This is a genomic window from Streptomyces sp. NPDC028910, from assembly GCF_055564955.1.
This window is the reverse complement of the sequence record NZ_JBVHVF010000004.1, coordinates 96,287-114,342: the sequence shown is the minus strand read 5'-3', so window position 1 is coordinate 114,342 and position 18,056 is coordinate 96,287. Positions and strand designations below refer to the sequence as shown.

Here is an 18,056-nt window from a genome sequence, read left to right as displayed (position 1 = left end):
TTGAACCACCGCCCCCGCCTGGCCGATCGTCCGATTGGCCCGTCAACACGGCGTTCCCCGCACGCTGCAGAAAGGGTTAACCCCGTCCCCCGCCGAGGTGGTGTCGCCGCCCGGCCCGTGTCCGTACGCGACCGGGACGGACGGCAAGATCACCCGTACGGCCCGCCCCCACATCAGGGGGCGCACGGCGAAGGGCGCTCCCGTGCACCCGCCACACCTGCGGACGTCGTTGACCGGGCCGGGCGTGCGTGATGACCTCGGCCCATGCGCAACAGCCTGAGCCGGGCCCTGCCCACAGCCGTAGCCGTAGCCGCCGTGCTGGCCGCCGTCGCCGCACTGCCCGCGTCCGCGGCCACCGCCGCCACCCCTGCCACCGCGCGGGAGCCCGTAGCCCACAGCGCTCCGGCCGATCACCCCACGTACATCGTCACCGTCCGCAGGGACCTCGACCCGGCCGATGTGGCGCACCTGGTCGGGGTCGCGCCGGTGCACGTCTTCCGCACCGCCCTGCATGGCTTCGCCGCGCGGCTCTCCCCGGCCCAGGTCGCGGCGCTGCACGCGATGCCGGGCGTGGAGGCCATCGAGGAGGACGGCCGGGCCGCCGGCCCCGGCTTCGGAACCTCCTGAGGCCGCAGGAGCGGACGAGCGGACGAGCTAGCCCCGCGCCGCCCCGATGAAGGCGCGGATCAGGTCGGGGGACTTCACCCCGCGCTCCCGCTCCACCCCGCTGGAGACGTCCACGCCCCACGCCCCGGTGGCTTCGAGGGCCCGGCGCACGTTGCCCGGGTTCAGCCCGCCCGCGAGCAGCCACCGCCCCTCGGGCGCGGTGAAATCCGCCGCTCCCCAGTTCCACGGCTTGCCGGAGCCCGGGTCGGGGGCGTCGAGCAGCAGCAGGTCCTCGCCGTACTCGCCGCAGCGCCGCACGTGCTCGGCGGTGGCCCGCAGCAGCGTCCGGCCGTCCGCGCGCAGCGCCGCGAAGTCCTCGGGGCCCTCCTCGCCGTGCAGCTGCACGCCCCGTACGCCGCTCTCCTCGGTGAACCGGCGCACCTCGTCCACCGGCTGTCCCCGGAACACCCCGACGGTGAGCACCCCGTCCGGCACCCGCGCGGCCAGCTCCCGCGCGGTGGCGGCGTCGACCGTACGCGGGCTGCCGGGGGCGAAGACGAAGCCGACGGCGTCGGCCCCGGCCGCCACGGCCACGTCGACGTCCTGGGCGGTCCGCAGACCGCAGATCTTGATGAACACGTCAGCCATACCAGCAGTCAAGCAGGTCAGGCGGGCATGTCGACGGTCAGTCCCGCATCGCGGGCAGCGTCGGCCAGGCGCTTGTCGTACGTGACGAACGAGGTCAGTCGCGCGCCGATGCCGAGCGCCGTCGCCAGATGGACGGCATCGAGGCCGCGCACGGCTGCCGGCGGAACGGTCTGAGCCAGGATGCGGATGCCGGGATCGAGGTCGATCAGATCGATCAGGTCCAGGACGAGATGGAGCCGCACGGCGGCCTGCGGCGCATGGCGGGCCAACGCCCGGAAGGACTCCACCTCCGCCAGGACCGAGCTGACCCATCCGGTCTCGGCTCTCTCGTCGAGCCAGTCGCGCAGTGCCTGCGACTCGGATTCGGCGTGGACCAGCTTCACGATCCTGAGGGGAACGGAAGCGGAAACGCCCGAGGGCGGCACCCCCCTTGCCGGGGAGTGCCGCCCTCGTTCGAGAACAGCCGATCGAGCCGGGGCCGGAGCCCTGGGGCGATCAGAAGTCCATGTCACCGCCCGGCATGCCGCCCGGGGCACCGGCGCCGGCCTTCTCGGGCTTGTCGGCGATGACGGCCTCGGTGGTGAGGAAGAGGGCCGCGATGGACGCCGCGTTCTGCAGGGCAGAGCGGGTGACCTTCGCCGGGTCGATGATGCCCTCGGCGATCATGTCGACGTACTCGCCGGTCGCGGCGTTCAGGCCCCAGCCGACGGTCAGGTTGCGGACCTTCTCCACGACGACGCCACCCTCGAGACCACCGTTGACGGCGATCTGCTTGAGCGGGGCCTCCAGCGCGAGCTTCACGGCGTTGGCGCCGGTCGCCTCGTCACCCGAGAGGTCGAGCTTCTCGAAGACCGAGGAGGCCTGGAGCAGGGCCACGCCACCACCGGCGACGATGCCCTCCTCGACGGCCGCCTTCGCGTTGCGAACGGCGTCCTCGATGCGGTGCTTGCGCTCCTTGAGCTCGACCTCGGTCGCGGCGCCGGCCTTGATGACGGCCACGCCGCCGGCCAGCTTCGCGAGGCGCTCCTGGAGCTTCTCGCGGTCGTAGTCCGAGTCGGAGTTCTCGATCTCGGCGCGGATCTGGTTCACGCGACCGGCGACCTGGTCGCTGTCACCGGCACCGTCGACGATGGTGGTCTCGTCCTTGGTGATGACGACCTTGCGGGCGCGGCCGAGCAGGTCGAGACCGGCGTTCTCCAGCTTGAGGCCGACCTCCTCGGAGATGACCGTGCCACCGGTGAGGATGGCGATGTCGCCGAGCATGGCCTTGCGACGGTCGCCGAAGCCCGGGGCCTTGACGGCGACGGACTTGAAGGTGCCGCGGATCTTGTTGACGACCAGGGTCGACAGGGCCTCGCCCTCGACGTCCTCGGCGATGATCAGCAGCGGCTTGCCGGACTGCATGACCTTCTCCAGGAGCGGCAGCAGGTCCTTGACCGAGCCGATCTTGGAGTTGACGATCAGGATGTACGGGTCGTCGAGCGACGCCTCCATACGCTCCATGTCGGTGGCGAAGTACGCCGAGATGTAGCCCTTGTCGAAGCGCATGCCCTCGGTGAGCTCAAGCTCCAGACCGAAGGTCTGGGACTCCTCGACGGTGATGACGCCTTCCTTGCCGACCTTGTCCATGGCCTCGGCGATGAGCTCGCCGATCTGGGTGTCAGCGGCGGAGATGGAGGCCGTGGAAGCGATCTGCTCCTTGGTCTCGACATCCTTCGCCTGCTCCAGCAGGGCGCCGGAGACGGCCTCGACGGCCTTCTCGATGCCACGCTTGAGGGCCATCGGGTTGGCGCCGGCGGCCACGTTGCGCAGGCCCTCGCGGACGAGAGCCTGGGCCAGCACGGTGGCGGTGGTCGTACCGTCGCCCGCGACGTCGTCCGTCTTCTTGGCGACTTCCTTGACCAGCTCGGCGCCGATCTTCTCGTACGGGTCCTCGAGCTCGATCTCCTTGGCGATGGAGACACCATCGTTGGTGATCGTGGGGGCGCCCCACTTCTTCTCAAGGACGACGTTGCGACCCTTGGGGCCAAGGGTGACCTTGACGGCGTCGGCGAGCTGGTTCATCCCACGCTCGAGACCGCGCCGGGCCTCCTCGTCGAACGCAATGATCTTGGCCATCTGAAGTGGTCCTCCCGGACAGGGGTGGATTGCTCCGGACCGCGCCCGCGCCCGCGACGGACGGCCTGCGTGCCCGGCGGTTCCTTCCCGCCGGACCCTGCGGGCCTCACCGGCCCGGTCCTCGTTTTTAAGCACTCTCACCGGGAGAGTGCTAACGCCAATGATTAGCACTCGACCCCTCCGAGTGCAAGCGGCTCGGGGCAACGGCCCGGCTGGACTGGGCAGACGTACGAGGGGCCCCCATCCCGTGTCCAGGATGTGGGCCCCTCGTAGGTCAATGAACACTGTGCGTCGGTGGTCGATCGCTCCAGGACTAGCCGAGCGCGAGCTTGACCATGTCCGCCTGCGGACCCTTCTGGCCCTGCGAGATCTCGAACTCGACCCGCTGACCCTCTTCAAGGGTGCGGTACCCGTCCATCTGGATGGCGCTGTAGTGGACGAACACATCCGCACCACCGTCGACCGCGATGAAGCCGTAGCCCTTCTCCGCGTTGAACCACTTGACGGTGCCCTGAGCCATGCCTAACTCCCCTATTACTGGCCCTTGCGCAGGAACGCACTTCGCGCTCCCGGGTCAGAACTTGCGCCGGAACGCGTCGACCGAGGCTGAATGTATCTGCGCGGGTGCTGTCTGCAACAGGTCAATCCGACGAGAATTCAGGACACCGAGAAACATTGAAATAGAGTGAAAATTTGGAATATTCCCGGGCAACTCGGGCCTGACATATCTCGCCAAAGCCCCATACCGCGCTTGCACATTGGCCCGATGTCGACCCTCACGCGGCCCGTTCATATGCGGCGGGCAAGAACAGCGGAGGGGACTTCCCCAACTGTACCGTGCCCAATCAAGCAGAATTGCCCCCTCCGCTTTTAGCGGAGGGGGCAATTTCGGTTTTACTCAGCAGCCGCCCGCGACTGCCGGGATGATCGAGACGCCGGCGCCGGCCGGCGTCGCCGCCTGCAGCCCGCCCTCGAAGCGCACGTCGTCGTCGTTGACGTACACGTTCACGAAGCGGCGCAGCTTGCCCTGGTCGTCCAGGACGCGCGCGGCGATGCCCGGGTGGTTCTTCTCCAGGGACTCGATGACCTCGGCGAGGGTCGCGCCCTCGGCCGGGACCTCGGCCTGACCGCCGGTGTAGGTGCGCAGGATGGTGGGGATGCGGACGTTGACGCTCATGGCGCTACTGCCTTTCCGGTAGAGCAGGAGGAGATGGTCAGGCCAGGCCGGCGGCGCGGAACGCGTCCAGGCTCGGGCGGATGGTGGCGGTCTGGCCGCTGTCCGCGGCCACCGCCTCCAGGGTCTTGAGGCCGTCACCGGTGTTGAGGATGACGGTGGTCAGCGTCGGGTCGAGCTGCCCGTTCTCGATGAGCTTCTTCGTCACGCCGACGGTCACGCCGCCCGCGGTCTCGGCGAAGATGCCCTCGGTCTGCGCGAGGATCTTGATCGCCTCGACGACCTGCTCGTCGTTGACGTCCTCGACGAAGCCGCCGGTGCGGCGGGCGATGTCCAGGACGTACGGGCCGTCCGCCGGGTTGCCGATGGCCAGCGACTTGGCGATGGTGTTCGGCTTCTGCGGGCGGACCACGTCGTGACCGGCCTTGAAGGCGGTCGACACCGGGGAGCAGCCCTCGGCCTGGGCACCGAAGATCTTGTACGGCTTGTCCTCGACGAGGCCGAGCTTCACGAGCTCCTGCAGACCCTTGTCGATCTTCGTCAGCTGCGAGCCGGACGCGATCGGGATCACGATCTGGTCGGGCAGCTGCCAGCCGAGCTGCTCGCAGATCTCGTACGCGAGGGTCTTGGAGCCCTCGCCGTAGTACGGGCGGAGGTTGACGTTGACGAAGCCCCAGCCCTCGCCCAGCGGGTCGCCGATGAGCTCGGAGCAGAAGCGGTTGACGTCGTCGTAGTTGCCCTCGATGCCGACCAGGTCGCCGCCGTACACGCCGGCCATGACGACCTTGCCCTGCTCCAGATCGTGCGGGATGAACACGCAGGAGCGGAAGCCGGCCCGGGCGGCCGCGGCGCCGACGGCGCCGGCCAGGTTGCCGGTCGAGGAGCAGGACAGGGTGGTGAAGCCGAAGGCGCGGGCGGCCTCGACTGCGATGGCCACGACGCGGTCCTTGAAGGAGTGCGTCGGGTTGCCGGAGTCGTCCTTGACGTAGAGCTTGCCGCTGACGCCGAGCTCCTTGGCCAGGTTGGCCGCGTCCACGAGCTTGGTGAAGCCCGGGTTCAGGCTCGGCTTGGAGGCCACGTCCGCGGGGACGGGCAGCAGCGGCGCGTAGCGCCAGATGTTGTTGGGGCCGGCCTCGATCGCGGCGCGCAGGGCCTCGGCGTCGCCGGTCGGGAGGTCGTAGGCGACTTCCAGCGGTCCGAAACACTCGGCGCACGCGAAGATGGGGCCGAGCTCGAAGCGGGTGCCGCACTCGCGACAGGAAAGTCCGGTGGCGGGTCCGAGATCGACAGTTCCGGTTCCGGTTCCGGCAGAGGTGGCGGTGACGGTGTCGGTGTCGACAGTCTGTGCAGCCATGATGGCGAGGCCCTTTCTCCTCATCTTCCCCATGGCGCACTTCGCCATGAGACGGAATTGGCACCTTCCCTAGCCGGGGACCTCGCTACGTCGCTGGTGCGCGATCGCGAGAACCGACTGGAGGGTTGCCGGGGCTTCAACGGGCCGTGTCCCTCTGCCCCTCTGGATGAGCGGTATGGCACCGGGCGACGCGCTCTGTGGCGCACCCGGGCGTTTGTGCGCGAAGGGCCCCCGGCATGCGGCGGTCCTTCGCGTTGTTCAAGACTGTAACTGAAGGCCCGGGCGGGTGAGACAGGCGTCCGAACCGCGAGATGGATCACATAACGGCAGATATTGCCGACGAGCAGGGAGTACTGAGGGTGCTGGAAGAGGTGGAGCGATGGCTGGCCGACCGCTCCTGGTCCGCCGCCGACCGACCGCTCGACCAGCTGCTCGACCGGAAACGGGCGGCCGGTACCACGGTCAGCGTGGTGCTGCCCGCGCTCGACGAGGAGGCGACGGTCGGCGCGATCGTCGAGGTGATCCGGCGTGAGCTGATCGAGGGGCTGCCCGTCCCCCTGGTGGACGAACTGGTCGTGATCGACTCGGGCTCGACCGACCGGACCGCGGAGGTCGCGGCGAAAGCCGGCGCCCGGGTGGTGCACCGCGACGAGATACTCCCGAGGATCCCGGCGCTGCCCGGCAAGGGCGAGGTGCTGTGGCGCTCGCTGCTAGCCACGACCGGGGACATCGTCTGCTTCGTCGACGCCGACCTGCGGGACTTCTCGGCCGCCTTCGTCTCGGGGATCGTCGGGCCGCTGCTGACGGAACCGGACGTGCAGTTCGTCAAGGCGATGTACGACCGCCCGCTCGGTACGGAATTCGACTCGCTCGCCTCCGGCACAGCACCTGATTCGCTCGCCTCCGGCACAGCGCCTGATTCGCTCGCCTCCGGCACAGCACCTGATTCGCTCGCCTCCGGCAAGACTCCGGGCCAGGGCGGGCGGGTGACCGAGCTGGTGGCGCGCCCGCTGCTCAACCTGCACTGGCCGCAGCTGGCCGGCTTCGTACAGCCGCTGGGGGGCGAGTACGCCGTACGCCGCTCCCTGCTGGAGCGGCTGCCCTTCCCCGTCGGGTACGGCGTCGAGCTGGGCCTGCTGGTCGACGCCCTGCACACGGTCGGGCTGGACGCGCTGGCCCAGGTGGACGTGGGCGTACGGCGCCACCGCCACCAGGACGGGCAGGCGCTGGGCCGGATGGCCGCGGCGATCTACCGCACGGCCCAGGTGCGGCTCTCGCGCGGGCACCTCGTACGGCCGGAGCTGACGCAGTTCGAACGCGGGCCGGAGGGATTCGTACCGCGGACGTACCCGGTGGACACCGAGGAGCGGCCGCCGATGCTGGGCGTCCGGGAGTACGCACTGCGCCGCGTGGCGTGACGAGGGAGCACGTTTGAGCGACTGCGGGCCGGGCTAGGTTGGCCGCATGGCTTCTCAGGTACTCGTTGCAGCGAACCGCGGCCCGCTCTCCTACGCCCTCTCCGCCGAGGGCACGCTCAGTGCCCGGCGCGGCGGGGGCGGTCTCGTCTCCGGGCTCTCGGCGGCCCTCGCGGAGCAGCCGGACGCGGTGTGGATCTGCGCGGCGCTGTCGGAGGCGGACCGGGAGGCGGTCCGCCGGGGAGTGGCCGAGCCGGGCGTCCGCATGCTGGACATCGATCCCACGGTGTACGACGACGCGTACAACGGCATCGCGAACTCGGTGCTGTGGTTCACCCACCACCACCTGTACGACAGCCCGCGCACCCCGGTCTTCGACGCGGAGTTCCGGCGGCAGTGGGCCTCGTACGTGGAGTACAACCGGGCCTTCGCGACGGCGCTGGCACAGGAGGCGGCGCAGGGCGCCCGCGTCCTGGTGCAGGACTACCACCTGGCGCTGGTGCCGGGGCAGTTGCGCGAGCTGCGGCCGGACCTGCGGATCGGGCACTTCACGCACACGCCGTGGGCGTCGGGGGAGTTCCTCGACATGCTCCCGGACGACATCCGCAGCCAGCTGGTGTGGGGGATGCTCGGGGCCGACCGGCTGGGCTTCCACACCTCGCGGTGGGCGGCCAACTTCATCAGCGGCGCCACCATGGACGACGCGCGCGGCGTCGCGTCCGCGTTCTTCCCCCGGGACGGCCAGAGCGGGGTGCACCACCGCAGGATGACCGCGGACGGGAGCCGGTACGGGGAGAAAGGGTTCACCGAGGTGACCCGGTACCCCCTCGGGGTCGACGCGGACGAGCTGCGGACGCTGGCGCACCGGCCGCAGGTGGACGAGAAGCTGGCGGAACTGCGGGCGGAGGTGGCGGGCCTGAAGACGATCGTCCGGGTGGACCGGACGGAGCTGTCGAAGAACGTCCTGCGGGGGCTGCTGGCGTACCGGGAGCTGCTGAGGACGTATCCGCAGTGGCGGGGCCGGGTGGTGCACCTGGCGTCGGCGTACCCGTCGCGGCAGGACCTGGCGGTGTACCGGGCGTACACGGAGTCGGTGCGGGAGCTGGCGGAGGCCGTGAACGCGGAGTTCGGCACGGCGGACTGGCGGCCGGTGCACGTGTCGGTGAAGGACGACTTCGCGCGCTCGCTGGCGGCGTACCGGATGGCGGACGTGGCGCTGGTGAATCCGGTGCGGGACGGGATGAACCTGGTGGCGAAGGAGATCCCGGTGGTGTCGGAGGCGGGGTGCGTGCTGGTGCTGTCCACCGGGGCGGGGGCGTACGAGGAGCTCCGCCAGGACGCGCTGACCGTGAACCCGTACGACGTCACGCAGACGGCGGAGGCGTTGCACGCGGCGCTGGCCATGCCGGAGGGTGAACGTGCGGAACGCACGAAACGCCTGGCGGCGGCCGCCACCGCCCTCCCCCCGGCCCAGTGGTTCAAGACCCAACTGACCGACCTCGACGCCTGATTTCTTTCAGCCTCGCCGGCGGCAATTCCAGCCTCGCCGGCGGCAATTCCAGCCCCTCCGGCGGCAATTCCAGCCCCTCCGGCGTTTGAGGAGCGGGGGTTCGGGGGCTGGCCCCCGCAGCGGCGCTGAGCCCGGCAGCGAACGCTCAGGTCCGTTTCCCGGGGCTCCGCCCCAGACCCCGCTCCTCAAACGCCGGAGGGGCTGAAATTGCCGAGGCTGAATGGTCAGGGGCGAAGGGCGGTGGCCAGGGCTGCCAGGAGGGCTACGACCTCGGCCGGGCCGTCCACGACGAGATCGGCGCGGGAGGCCAGCTCCGGCACCTCGTCAGAGCCACTGCACACCAGCAGCCCCGGCACCCCCTCCGCCCGCCGCTTCTCGACCGCCGAGTACGCCGCCAGGTCACCCAGGTCGTCCCCCGCGTACAGCACCGCCTCCGCGTCCCGCTCCGCCAGGAACTCCGTCAGGGCGACGCCCTTGTCCATGCCGGGGGGCCGCAGCTCCAGGACCGCCCGGCCCGGCTCGACCATCAGCCCGTGCCGCGCCGCCAGCTCGGCCAAGGGTTCCCGCAGGGCCGCGAAGGCCGCCGCCGGATCCTCCGCCCGCCGGGTGTGGACGGCCAGCGCCCGGCCCTTCTCCTCGATCCAGGTGCCCCGCCAGGCCCCGATCGACTCCAGGAACCCGGGCAGCTCGGCCCGTACCGCCGCCACACCGGGATGCTCGGCGGGGGCGTGGACGATTCCGGTGACGGCGTCCCAGCGCTCGGCGCCGTAGTGGCCGAGGACGACCAGGTGTTCCAGTCCGGAGATTCCGGCGAAGCCCCCGTAGCGGACGGCGACGCCCGCCGGTCGCCCGGTGATCACGGCCACCGACGCCACCTCGGGCGCGAGTGCCGACAGGGCGAGAACGGCTCCGGTGTGGGCTCGGGCCTGGTCCGGGTCCGGGACGATGTCGGCGAGGGTGCCGTCGAAGTCCAGGGCGATCACGGACCGGCGGGGTGCGCGGAGCAGGGCTTCGAGTCCCTCGCGTCCGGCTGCGGTGACGGGCATCGGCAAGTCGTGCGGATGGCTCCCCATACGGACGACCCTAACGGCCCGGCCGGACGACGGCTATCGCCTGGCCCGCTGCGCCTCGCGGATCCGTCGCAGCCGGTTGACCGTGCCGGGAGCGTGGGCCAGCGCCCGCGGGTCGTCCATCAGCGCGTTGAGCAGCTGGTAGTAGCGGACGGGGGTCATCCCCAGCCCTTCCCGGATCGCGCGTTCCTTGGCTCCGGGCCCGGCCCAGGTGCGTCCTTCGTACGCGAGCACCGCGGCCTCCGTGGCCGTCAACCGCCCCTCGTCCGTCATACCGCAAGATTAACGCCGCCCGCTGACAGCGGCCCCACCGCTGTCAGCGGGCGGCGCCGGCCACACCATCCGCACCGGCCGCACCACCCGCTCCGGCCGGCGCAGCGCTACCGCGGGTCCGCCGCCCGCGCCGCCGTGGCGATCTCCTCCAGCACCTTCGCCGGCTGCCCGCCCGGCTGGACGGTCTTGCCGATGTTCTGCTTGATGTCCTGGCTGACGCCCGCCCAGGACTTCTTGCCCACCGGGTACAGCCGCGAGCCGGGCAGCGCCGCCAGGAAGGGCGCCAGCCGCGGCGCCGCGCCGCCCCCTGCGCCCGCCGCGGCCTGCCTCGCCTGGAAGCCGCTCGTGGTGGCCGGCAGCAGGTCGTACTTCTCGGCGAAGGCGGTCACGTTCTGCGGCTGGTACAGGTGGTCGAGGAACTTCCCGGACTGCCCGCGGTGTCCGTTCTTGAAGGCCATGACCCAGTCCGCGACGCCCATCGCCGGCTGGTCGGTCCCGTCGGACGTCGGCAGCGGCACCATGCCGAGCTTCACGCCCTTGGCCTCGGCCTGCTTCACCAGCGACGGGTGCCCGTTGAGCATGCCGACCTCGCCCTTGGCGAAGGCGTCGAAGGCGGCCTGCCGGTCCAGCTTCCCCGGCTCGACCGGTCCGGTCAGCCCCTGGCCGACCATCTTGTCGCGCAGGAACTCCAGCGCCTTGACGTTGTCGGCGGAGTCGATGGAGTACGCCTCTTCGTTGTCGGTGTAGCCGCCCCCGCCCGACAGCATCCACATCATCGTCTCGGCCTGCGCCTCCTCGGGGCCCAGCGGCAGCGCGAAGGGGGTGGGCACGCCCGCGCCCTTGAGCTTCTTCGCGGCCGCCTCCAGGTCCGCCCAGCTCTTCGGCTGCCAGCCGCCCTTGGCGTCCTTCGCGAGCACGCCCGCGTCGGCCAGCAGCTTCTCGTTGTAGAAGAGCAGCCGGGTGCTGGCCACGAAGGGCAGCCCGTACTGGACGTGCTTGACCTTGCCCGCGTCCGCGAGCGGTCCGAGGAAGTCGGCCTCGGTCTTCACCGAGAGCAGCTCTTCCGCCGTGTAGAGCTTTCCGGCGGCCGCGTAGTCGGCGTAGGCGCCGATCTGCGCGATGTCGGGGGCCTTGCCGGCCTTGACCATCGCGGCGACCTTGGCATCGACCTCGGACCAGGAGTAGACGCTGACCTCGACGTGGATCCCGGGGTTGGCCCGCTCGAAGCCGTCGGCGAGATCCTGCCAGTAGGCCGCCGAGGAGTTCTGCGGATTGTCCCCGTAGTCGGCCGCCACGACCCGCAGGGTCACCTCGTTCTCTCCGGTGAGCCCGCCGAGGGCTCCGCAGCCCGTCAGCGTCACGGCAGTCAGGCACAGTGCGGCGCCGGACGCGGCCAGGCTCTGGTAACGGCCCTTCACAGTTCTTCGATCCACCCTCGTTGTACGTACGATCCACGTAAGGTCTACACCACAGGTCTACACCACTTTGGCGGCTCGTCCACATCGGGCTCGGGACCTGTGCCCCGCATTTGTATGGCCACTCAACAATCCCCACCACTGGACTAGACCTTTCCCCGCCGAGCACGCGAGACTGTCCCTGTGAAACCCGTGAAACACGTCATCGCCCTCGATGTGGGCGGCACCGGGATGAAGGCCGCCCTCGTCGCCGACGACGGCACCCTGCTCCACGAAGCGCGCCGCGCCACCGGCCGCGAGCGGGGCCCCGACGCCGTCGTCGAGACGATCCAGGACTTCGCCGCCGAGCTGCTCGACACCGGCCGGGAACGCTTCGGACGGGCCGCCTCGGCCGCCGGAGTCGCCGTCCCCGGCATCGTCGACGCCGAGAACGGGATCGCCGTCTACGCGGCGAACCTGGGCTGGCGCGAGGTACCGATGCGCGCCCTGCTCAGCAGCCGCCTCGGCGGCATCCCGGTGGCCCTCGGCCACGACGTGCGCACGGGCGGACTCGCCGAAGGCCGCATCGGCGCCGGCCGGGGCGCCGACCGCTTCCTCTTCGTCCCGCTGGGCACCGGCATCGCCGGCGCCATCGGCATCGTCGGCCGCATCGAGGCCGGCGCCCACGGCTACGCGGGCGAGATCGGGCACATCGTGGTACGCCCCGGCGGCCCCGCCTGCGGCTGCGGCCAGCGCGGCTGCCTGGAGACCCTCGCCTCCGCCTCCGCCGTCAGCCGCGCCTGGGCGGCCGCCTGCGGCGATCCCGACGCCGACGCCGCGCACTGTGCCAAGGCCGTCGAATCCGGCGACCCGCGCGCCCGGGAGGTCTGGCTGGCCGCCGTCGGCGCCCTCGCCGACGGACTGGTCACCGCGATCACCCTGCTGGACCCGCGCACGGTGATCATCGGTGGCGGGCTCGCCGAGGCCGGGGAAACCTTGTTCACACCACTACGCACGGCCGTGGAGGAGCGCGTGACCTTCCAGCGGCTCCCCCACATCGTGCCGGCGGCCCTCGGGGACACCGCCGGATGCCTGGGCGCAGGGCTGCTCGCCTGGGACCTACTCGCCACGGAGGTACCTGCCTGATGTCCGGAAGCGCGCACAGCACCGTTCTCTCCGGCGCCAGGGTGGTGCTGCCCACCGGAACCGTGACCAACGGCAGGCTCATCGTCGACGGCGACCGCATCGCCGGCAGCGCCCACGAGGGCTCGCGGACCGTCGACCTGTCCGGGCACTGGATCGTCCCCGGCTTCGTCGACATGCACAACCACGGAGGGGGCGGCGCCTCCTTCACCTCCGGCACCGCCGAGGACGTCCTGCGGGGCGTCCGCACCCACCGCGAGCACGGCACCACCACCCTGGTCGCCTCCACCGTCACCGGTGACCTGGACGAACTGGCCCGGCGCGCCGGGCTGCTCGCCGAGCTCACCCAGCAGGGCGAGATCGCCGGCATCCACTTCGAGGGGCCGTTCATCAACCCCTGCCGCAAGGGCGCGCACAAGGAGGACCTGCTCCGCGACCCCGACCCGGCCGAGGTCCGCAAGCTGATCGACGCCGCGCACGGCGCCGCCCGCATGTTCACGCTGGCCACCGAACTGCCGGGCGGCCTGGACTCCGTACGGCTGCTGGCCGAACACGGGGTCATCGCCGCGATCGGGCACACGGACGCCACGTACGAGCAGACGCGCGCCGCCATCGACGCGGGCGCGACCGTGGCCACCCACCTCTTCAACGCGATGCCGGGCCTCGCGCACCGCGAGCCCGGCCCGATCGCCGCACTGCTGGAGGACGAGCGGATCACCGTCGAGCTGATCAACGACGGCACCCACCTGCACCCGGCGGCGCTGGAACTGGCCTTCCACCACGCGGGCGCCCACCGCGTGGCGCTGATCACCGACGCGATGGACGCGGCCGGCTTCGGCGACGGGACCTACCACCTCGGCCCGCTGGAGGTCGAGGTCAAGGAGGGCGTGGCCCGGCTCGTCGAGGGCGGCTCCATCGCCGGCTCGACGCTGACCCTGGACACCGCCTTCAAGCGCTCGGTGACCCTCGACGAGCTGCCGGTGGAGTCCGTGGTCCAGGCGATCTCCGCCAACCCGGCCAAGCTGATCGGCCTGTACGACGAGATCGGCTCGCTGGAGCCCGGCAAGTACGCGGACCTCGTCGTCCTGGACGCCGGATTCGACGTCAAGGGCGTCATGCGGCGCGGCGAATGGATCGTCAGCCCGGCCGTCTGAACGGTCTTCTGACGGCTGCTCCGACGACTGCTCGGACGGCTGCTCGGACGGCTGCTCGGACGGCTGTTCCGCGGCTGTTCTGACGGCCAAGCGGCTGGACGTACGCAGGCGGTCGGCCCCAGGACTGGGCCGACCGCCTGGTCTTTGGCATGATCCCGGCAGCAACAGACCCGGGGGTGCCCATGATCCTGACCGTGACGCTCAACACCGCACTCGACGTCACGTACCGCGTGCCGCGGCTGCTTCCGCACGCCTCGCACCGGGTCACCGCCCTCACCGAACGCCCCGGCGGCAAGGGGATCAACGTCGGCCGCGTCCTGGCCGCGCTCGGCCACGAGGTGACGGCGACCGGCTTCGCGGGCGGCCCGGTCGGCTCCGTCGTACGGGAGCTGCTGGCGGCGCGGTCCCCGGGCGTGGCGGACGCCCTGATGGCCTGCGAGGGCGCCACCCGCCGCACCGTGGCCGTGGTCGACGAGACCTCCGGCGACACCACCCAGTTCAACGAGCCGGGCCCGCTGATCACGCCCGCAGAGTGGTCGCGGTTCCTCGCGCGCTACGAGGAGCTCCTCCGCGGCGCCCGGGCCGTGGCCCTGTGCGGCAGCCTCCCGCCGGGCGTGCCGGTGGGCGCGTACGCGGTGCTCGTACGGGCGGCGCGCGCGGCCGGGGTCCCGGTCCTCCTGGACACCAGCGGCGAGGCCCTGCGCCGCGGGGTCGCCGCCCGCCCCGAGATCATCAAGCCGAACGCCGCCGAGCTGGCCGAGCTCACCGGGTCCCGCGACCCGCTCCCCGCCACCCGTGACGCCCGCCGCCGCGGCGCCCACGCGGTGGTCACCTCGCTCGGCCCGGACGGCCTGCTCGCCGCCACCGCCGAGGGCACCTGGCAGGCGGCCCCGCCGCACCCGCTGTCCGGCAACCCCACCGGAGCCGGCGACTCCGCGGTCGCCGGCCTGCTGTCCGCCCTCGTGGAGGGCCTGGACTGGCCCGACCGGCTCATCCGCGCGGTCGCCCTCTCGGCGGCCACCGTCCTCGCCCCGGTCGCGGGAGAATTCGACCCCCGCACCTACGAGGAGGTACGGGGGTCGGTGAAGGTCACGACAGCCGGCTGAGGGGTGCCGCAGGGATCAGAACTGCTCCAGCCAGAACTGGTCGATGTTGACGTTGCAGCTGTTGCCGGGCTCACACGACAGCTTGATCGTGTTGGCGCCCTTTTCGAGGGAAACCTGGCCCCAGGTCGTCTGCCAGCCCTTCTCCCAGTCACCCTTGGGCGACTTGGCGAAGTTGCGCATGCTGATCGGCGCCTCGTTGGGCTTGCCGTTGACGGTCAGGGTGCCGTTGGCGTCCTCACCCGGGATGCCGAACCGCACGTAGAACCTGTACTTGCCGGCCTTGGGGACGTCCAAGGCCCAGGTCACGGCCGCGCCGTGCTGGTTGAACCTGCCGACGTACTGGCCGCCCGAGCTCTTCGCCCCCGGCACCGTGCTCTCCAGGGCCGCACCGCCCGTGATGGACATGCCCGCTCCGGCCGCCTCACCCTTCGGCAGCTGGGCCTCGGTCGGCTTCGGGCTGCTCGGGGCCGGGCTGGCCGGGTTCTGCGGGGCCGCCGACTGCTGGCCGCCGCCGTCCGCCTTGTCCTTGTCCTTGCCCTTGTCGCCGAAGGCCAGGGCCGCGCCGATGCCGATCGCGACCGCGCCGACCACCGCGACGGCGGCGATCAGCAGACCCCTGCGGCTGGAGCCGCCGCCACCGCCGCCGTGGCCGCCGGAGCGCGCGATCGTCTGGGTCTGGTGCTGGGGCTGCTGCGGAACGCCGTAGCCGCCCGCCTGGAGCGCTTCCGGGGCCTGGTACTGGGCCTGGTACGGGGGCTGCTGCGCGGGACCCTGCTGCTGCGGGAGGGGTCCGCGCTGGCCGCCGCCGTTCCTGCGCTCGCCGACCGTCTGCACCTGGTGGTGGGAGGTACGGGGAACTCCGGGCTGTCCGCCGGAAGGACCGCCTGCCGCGGGCCCCGGATAGCCGTATCCACCGCCCTGACCGGGCGGTGTGGCTCCCGCGGCCTGGCCGTCCGCGTAGAGATAGCCGAACGGATCGTCGTCCTCGGGCTTGTTCGCCCCACCGTGCGGGCCGTTGTTCGCGGGCGTCGTCATCGCAGGTCACTCCTTTCGACCCCCGGGAGCCTACCCCGAACACGTGCACCCACGAGCGGCAGATCGCCTCAGCCGGCCCTGCGGTGCGCCTTGGAGCGGGACCGCTTCTCGATATACATCCGCTGGTCGGCGGAGCGCAGCACCTCGTCGGCCGACATGCCGCAGCTGGCCCAGCCGATGCCGAAACTGGCCCCGACACGCACCGCACGGCCGTCCACCCGGATCGGCGGGATGATCGCGTTGCGCAGCCGGACGGCGAGGTCGGCGGCGTCCGTCGCACCGAGGCCGTCGGCCAGGACGACGAATTCATCACCACCCAGCCGAGCGACGGTGTCACCGTCCCTGACGCACGTCGTCAGCCGCCGGGCGACCTCGATCAGGACCGCGTCACCCGTGTGGTGGCCGAACCGGTCGTTGATCGACTTGAAGCCGTCGAGGTCGCAGAAGAGCACCGCGAGCCCCTTCGTCCCGTCGTCGATCTCGGTCGCGGGCGCCACCGTGTGCACGTGGTGGTCGTAGGGGCCGTCCGTGGCGGCGGCCGGCGCCCCGGGGAACTCGAAGGGGTCGGCCCCTGCGTACCGGTCGGGGCCGTCGGCCTGAAAGCCGTGCTCACCGGCACCACCCGCCTCGACCCGCACCTCGTGGCCGTCGTGCCCCGCATGCCCGGCGTGGCCGCCCGTGTGCCCCTCGCGCCCCTCGAAGGCCGCGTCCAGGGCCTCGACCGCGGTGGCCCGTACGGACTGCGGTCTGCGGCACAGCCGCGCGCCGAGCCGGGACCGCAGTTCGGCGCTGTTGGGCAGGCCGGTCAGCGAGTCGTGGCTGGCGCGGTGGGCGAGCTGGAGCTCGTGGCGCTTGCGCTCCTCGATGTCCTCGACGTGCGTGAGCAGGAACCGCGGCCCGTCGGCGGCATCGGCGACGACGGAGTTGCGCAGCGAGACCCATACATACGTGCCGTCGCGCCGGCCGAGGCGCAGCTCGGCGCGGCCGCCCTCGGCGGAGGTGCGCAGCAAGGTGCCGATGTCCTCGGGGTGGACCAGGTCGGAGAAGGAGTAGCGGCGCAGGACGGAGGCCGGGCGGCCGAGCAGCCGGCACAGCGCGTCGTTGGTCCGCAGCAGCCGGCCGTGCTGGTCCCCGCCCATCTCGGCGATGGCCATGCCGCTGGGCGCGTACTCGAAGGCCTGGCGGAAGGACTCCTCGCTGGCCCGCAGCGCCTGCTGCTCGCGCTCCAGCCGGACGAGGGCGCGCTGCATGTTCGCCCGGAGCCTGGCATTGCTGATCGCAATCGCCGCCTGAAAGGCGTACATCTGGAGCGCTTCGCGGCCCCAGGCGCCGGGCCGGCGTCCATTGCGCGGTCTGTCCACCGAAATGACACCTAGAAGTTCCCCGCCGGACGCATACATGGGGGCGTAGAGCCGGTCCTCTGGATGCCACTCGTCCGCGAAGCGTGGATCGGGGCCGTCCGTGTGCCACTGGGGGACGTCGTCCTCCATGAGGATCCAGCCCTCGGTGTGCGGGATGAACCGGAGCCCGTCCCAGTCCTCACCCATCGTCAGACGGCGTTCCCAGGACGGGCGGGAGCCGACGCGGCCGGTGATGAGGGCCTCTGCGGCGGGGTCTCCGGCGAAGGCGGCGACGACGAGATCACCGTCCGGGCGAACGAGGTTGACACAGGCGAGCTCGTAGCCGAGGCCCACGACGATGCCGTCCACGACGGTCTGCAGAGTGTCCGCCAGGCTCCTGGCCGTATTGAGCTCGGCCACCACCCGGTGCAGCTGCCGCAGGGTCGCAAGACGGACGTACGGCTCCGACTCGGTCTCCATTGCTCGCTCTCCCCGAGACCTCGACAGCAACTCCAGGTTTGTCATCGGCGTTTCGTTGCGGTGTCCCGTCCACTGAATCACAGTGAGCTGTGCCGCAGGTACACAGGGTCAACAAATCTTGCTCTCTGTGGCTCAAGTCACATGAGATGAATACTGCTGGGTGGTGAGACCGGGCCGGTGCTCCCGTCGGCTGGGAGCGCTCCCCGCATTCCCGGCGGCAAACGATACGCCCGGGC

General features: G+C 71.3%; 17 protein-coding genes and 1 riboswitch. Of the genes, 6 read left to right on the top strand and 11 right to left on the bottom strand.

The window, feature by feature from the left end; all coding sequences use genetic code 11:
* The first annotated feature begins 264 nt into the window (after window positions 1-264).
* Window positions 265-627: a protease inhibitor I9 family protein gene (locus ACZ4TV_RS07470; protein ID WP_468131700.1), complete on the top strand. Its 363-nt coding sequence runs from the start codon at window positions 265-267 to the stop codon at window positions 625-627.
* Between the two features lie 27 nt (window positions 628-654).
* Here ACZ4TV_RS07470 and ACZ4TV_RS07465 read toward each other — a convergent pair whose 3' ends face one another.
* The 6 genes from ACZ4TV_RS07465 to thrC all read right to left on the bottom strand — a co-directional run bounded on the left by ACZ4TV_RS07465 (window position 655) and on the right by thrC (window position 5,900).
* Window positions 655-1,254: a phosphoribosylanthranilate isomerase gene (locus ACZ4TV_RS07465; protein ID WP_468131698.1), complete on the bottom strand. Its 600-nt coding sequence runs from the start codon at window positions 1,252-1,254 to the stop codon at window positions 655-657.
* 17 nt (window positions 1,255-1,271) lie between these two features.
* Window positions 1,272-1,637 (bottom strand): type II toxin-antitoxin system VapC family toxin, encoded by a 366-nt coding sequence (locus ACZ4TV_RS07460; RefSeq protein WP_468131696.1) that lies wholly within the window; start codon window positions 1,635-1,637, stop codon window positions 1,272-1,274.
* A 112-nt stretch (window positions 1,638-1,749) separates the two neighbouring features.
* The gene (gene groL, locus ACZ4TV_RS07455; RefSeq protein ID WP_468131694.1) at window positions 1,750-3,372 is read right to left on the bottom strand and encodes a chaperonin GroEL; all 1,623 of its coding nucleotides are present in this window, start codon (window positions 3,370-3,372) and stop codon (window positions 1,750-1,752) included.
* Between the two features lie 313 nt (window positions 3,373-3,685).
* On the bottom strand, window positions 3,686-3,892 hold the full coding sequence (locus ACZ4TV_RS07450) for a cold-shock protein (protein ID WP_030009783.1): 207 nt from the start codon (window positions 3,890-3,892) through the stop codon (window positions 3,686-3,688).
* Between the two features lie 378 nt (window positions 3,893-4,270).
* Window positions 4,271-4,549 carry a MoaD/ThiS family protein gene (locus ACZ4TV_RS07445; protein WP_468131692.1) on the bottom strand — a complete coding sequence of 93 codons (279 nt, stop codon included), beginning with the start codon at window positions 4,547-4,549 and terminating at the stop codon, window positions 4,271-4,273.
* 37 nt (window positions 4,550-4,586) lie between these two features.
* Entirely contained in the window at window positions 4,587-5,900 is a 1,314-nt protein-coding gene (thrC, locus tag ACZ4TV_RS07440) for a threonine synthase (protein WP_468131690.1), read from the bottom strand.
* A 17-nt stretch (window positions 5,901-5,917) separates the two neighbouring features.
* Window positions 5,918-6,073: riboswitch (SAM riboswitch) on the bottom strand.
* Window positions 6,074-6,259: 186 nt separating this feature from the next.
* Between thrC and ACZ4TV_RS07435 the strand changes: the two genes are divergently transcribed.
* Window positions 6,260-7,318, top strand: a complete 1,059-nt coding sequence (locus ACZ4TV_RS07435) for a glucosyl-3-phosphoglycerate synthase (protein WP_468132248.1) — start codon at window positions 6,260-6,262, stop codon at window positions 7,316-7,318.
* A gap of 46 nt (window positions 7,319-7,364) precedes the next feature.
* Window positions 7,365-8,825 carry an alpha,alpha-trehalose-phosphate synthase (UDP-forming) gene (locus tag ACZ4TV_RS07430; protein ID WP_468131688.1) on the top strand — a complete coding sequence of 487 codons (1,461 nt, stop codon included), beginning with the start codon at window positions 7,365-7,367 and terminating at the stop codon, window positions 8,823-8,825.
* A gap of 224 nt (window positions 8,826-9,049) precedes the next feature.
* Here ACZ4TV_RS07430 and otsB read toward each other — a convergent pair whose 3' ends face one another.
* From otsB to ACZ4TV_RS07415, 3 genes are all read right to left on the bottom strand, one after another.
* The gene (otsB, locus tag ACZ4TV_RS07425) at window positions 9,050-9,898 is read right to left on the bottom strand and encodes a trehalose-phosphatase (protein WP_468131686.1); all 849 of its coding nucleotides are present in this window, start codon (window positions 9,896-9,898) and stop codon (window positions 9,050-9,052) included.
* 33 nt (window positions 9,899-9,931) lie between these two features.
* On the bottom strand, window positions 9,932-10,168 hold the full coding sequence (locus ACZ4TV_RS07420) for a DUF3263 domain-containing protein (protein ID WP_468131684.1): 237 nt from the start codon (window positions 10,166-10,168) through the stop codon (window positions 9,932-9,934).
* Window positions 10,169-10,275: 107 nt separating this feature from the next.
* On the bottom strand, window positions 10,276-11,601 hold the full coding sequence (locus ACZ4TV_RS07415) for an extracellular solute-binding protein (protein WP_468131682.1): 1,326 nt from the start codon (window positions 11,599-11,601) through the stop codon (window positions 10,276-10,278).
* Between the two features lie 174 nt (window positions 11,602-11,775).
* On the opposite strand from ACZ4TV_RS07415, the gene ACZ4TV_RS07410 reads away from it, so the two are divergent.
* From ACZ4TV_RS07410 to ACZ4TV_RS07400, 3 genes are all read left to right on the top strand, one after another.
* Window positions 11,776-12,708: an ROK family protein gene (locus ACZ4TV_RS07410; protein WP_468132246.1), complete on the top strand. Its 933-nt coding sequence runs from the start codon at window positions 11,776-11,778 to the stop codon at window positions 12,706-12,708.
* A complete protein-coding gene (gene nagA, locus ACZ4TV_RS07405) occupies window positions 12,708-13,859 on the top strand; it encodes an N-acetylglucosamine-6-phosphate deacetylase (protein ID WP_468131680.1) in 1,152 nt (383 codons plus the stop codon). The genes ACZ4TV_RS07410 and nagA overlap by 1 nt, the downstream gene beginning before the upstream one ends.
* A 182-nt stretch (window positions 13,860-14,041) precedes the next feature.
* Window positions 14,042-14,965 (top strand): 1-phosphofructokinase family hexose kinase, encoded by a 924-nt coding sequence (locus ACZ4TV_RS07400; RefSeq protein WP_468131678.1) that lies wholly within the window; start codon window positions 14,042-14,044, stop codon window positions 14,963-14,965.
* Window positions 14,966-14,980: 15 nt separating this feature from the next.
* Here ACZ4TV_RS07400 and ACZ4TV_RS07395 read toward each other — a convergent pair whose 3' ends face one another.
* Both ACZ4TV_RS07395 and cdgB read right to left on the bottom strand, forming a co-directional pair.
* Window positions 14,981-16,000 carry a CBM35 domain-containing protein gene (locus ACZ4TV_RS07395; RefSeq protein ID WP_468131676.1) on the bottom strand — a complete coding sequence of 340 codons (1,020 nt, stop codon included), beginning with the start codon at window positions 15,998-16,000 and terminating at the stop codon, window positions 14,981-14,983.
* Window positions 16,001-16,068: 68 nt separating this feature from the next.
* Window positions 16,069-17,820: a diguanylate cyclase CdgB gene (gene cdgB, locus ACZ4TV_RS07390; protein WP_468131674.1), complete on the bottom strand. Its 1,752-nt coding sequence runs from the start codon at window positions 17,818-17,820 to the stop codon at window positions 16,069-16,071.
* Between the last annotated feature and the right edge of the window lie 236 nt (window positions 17,821-18,056).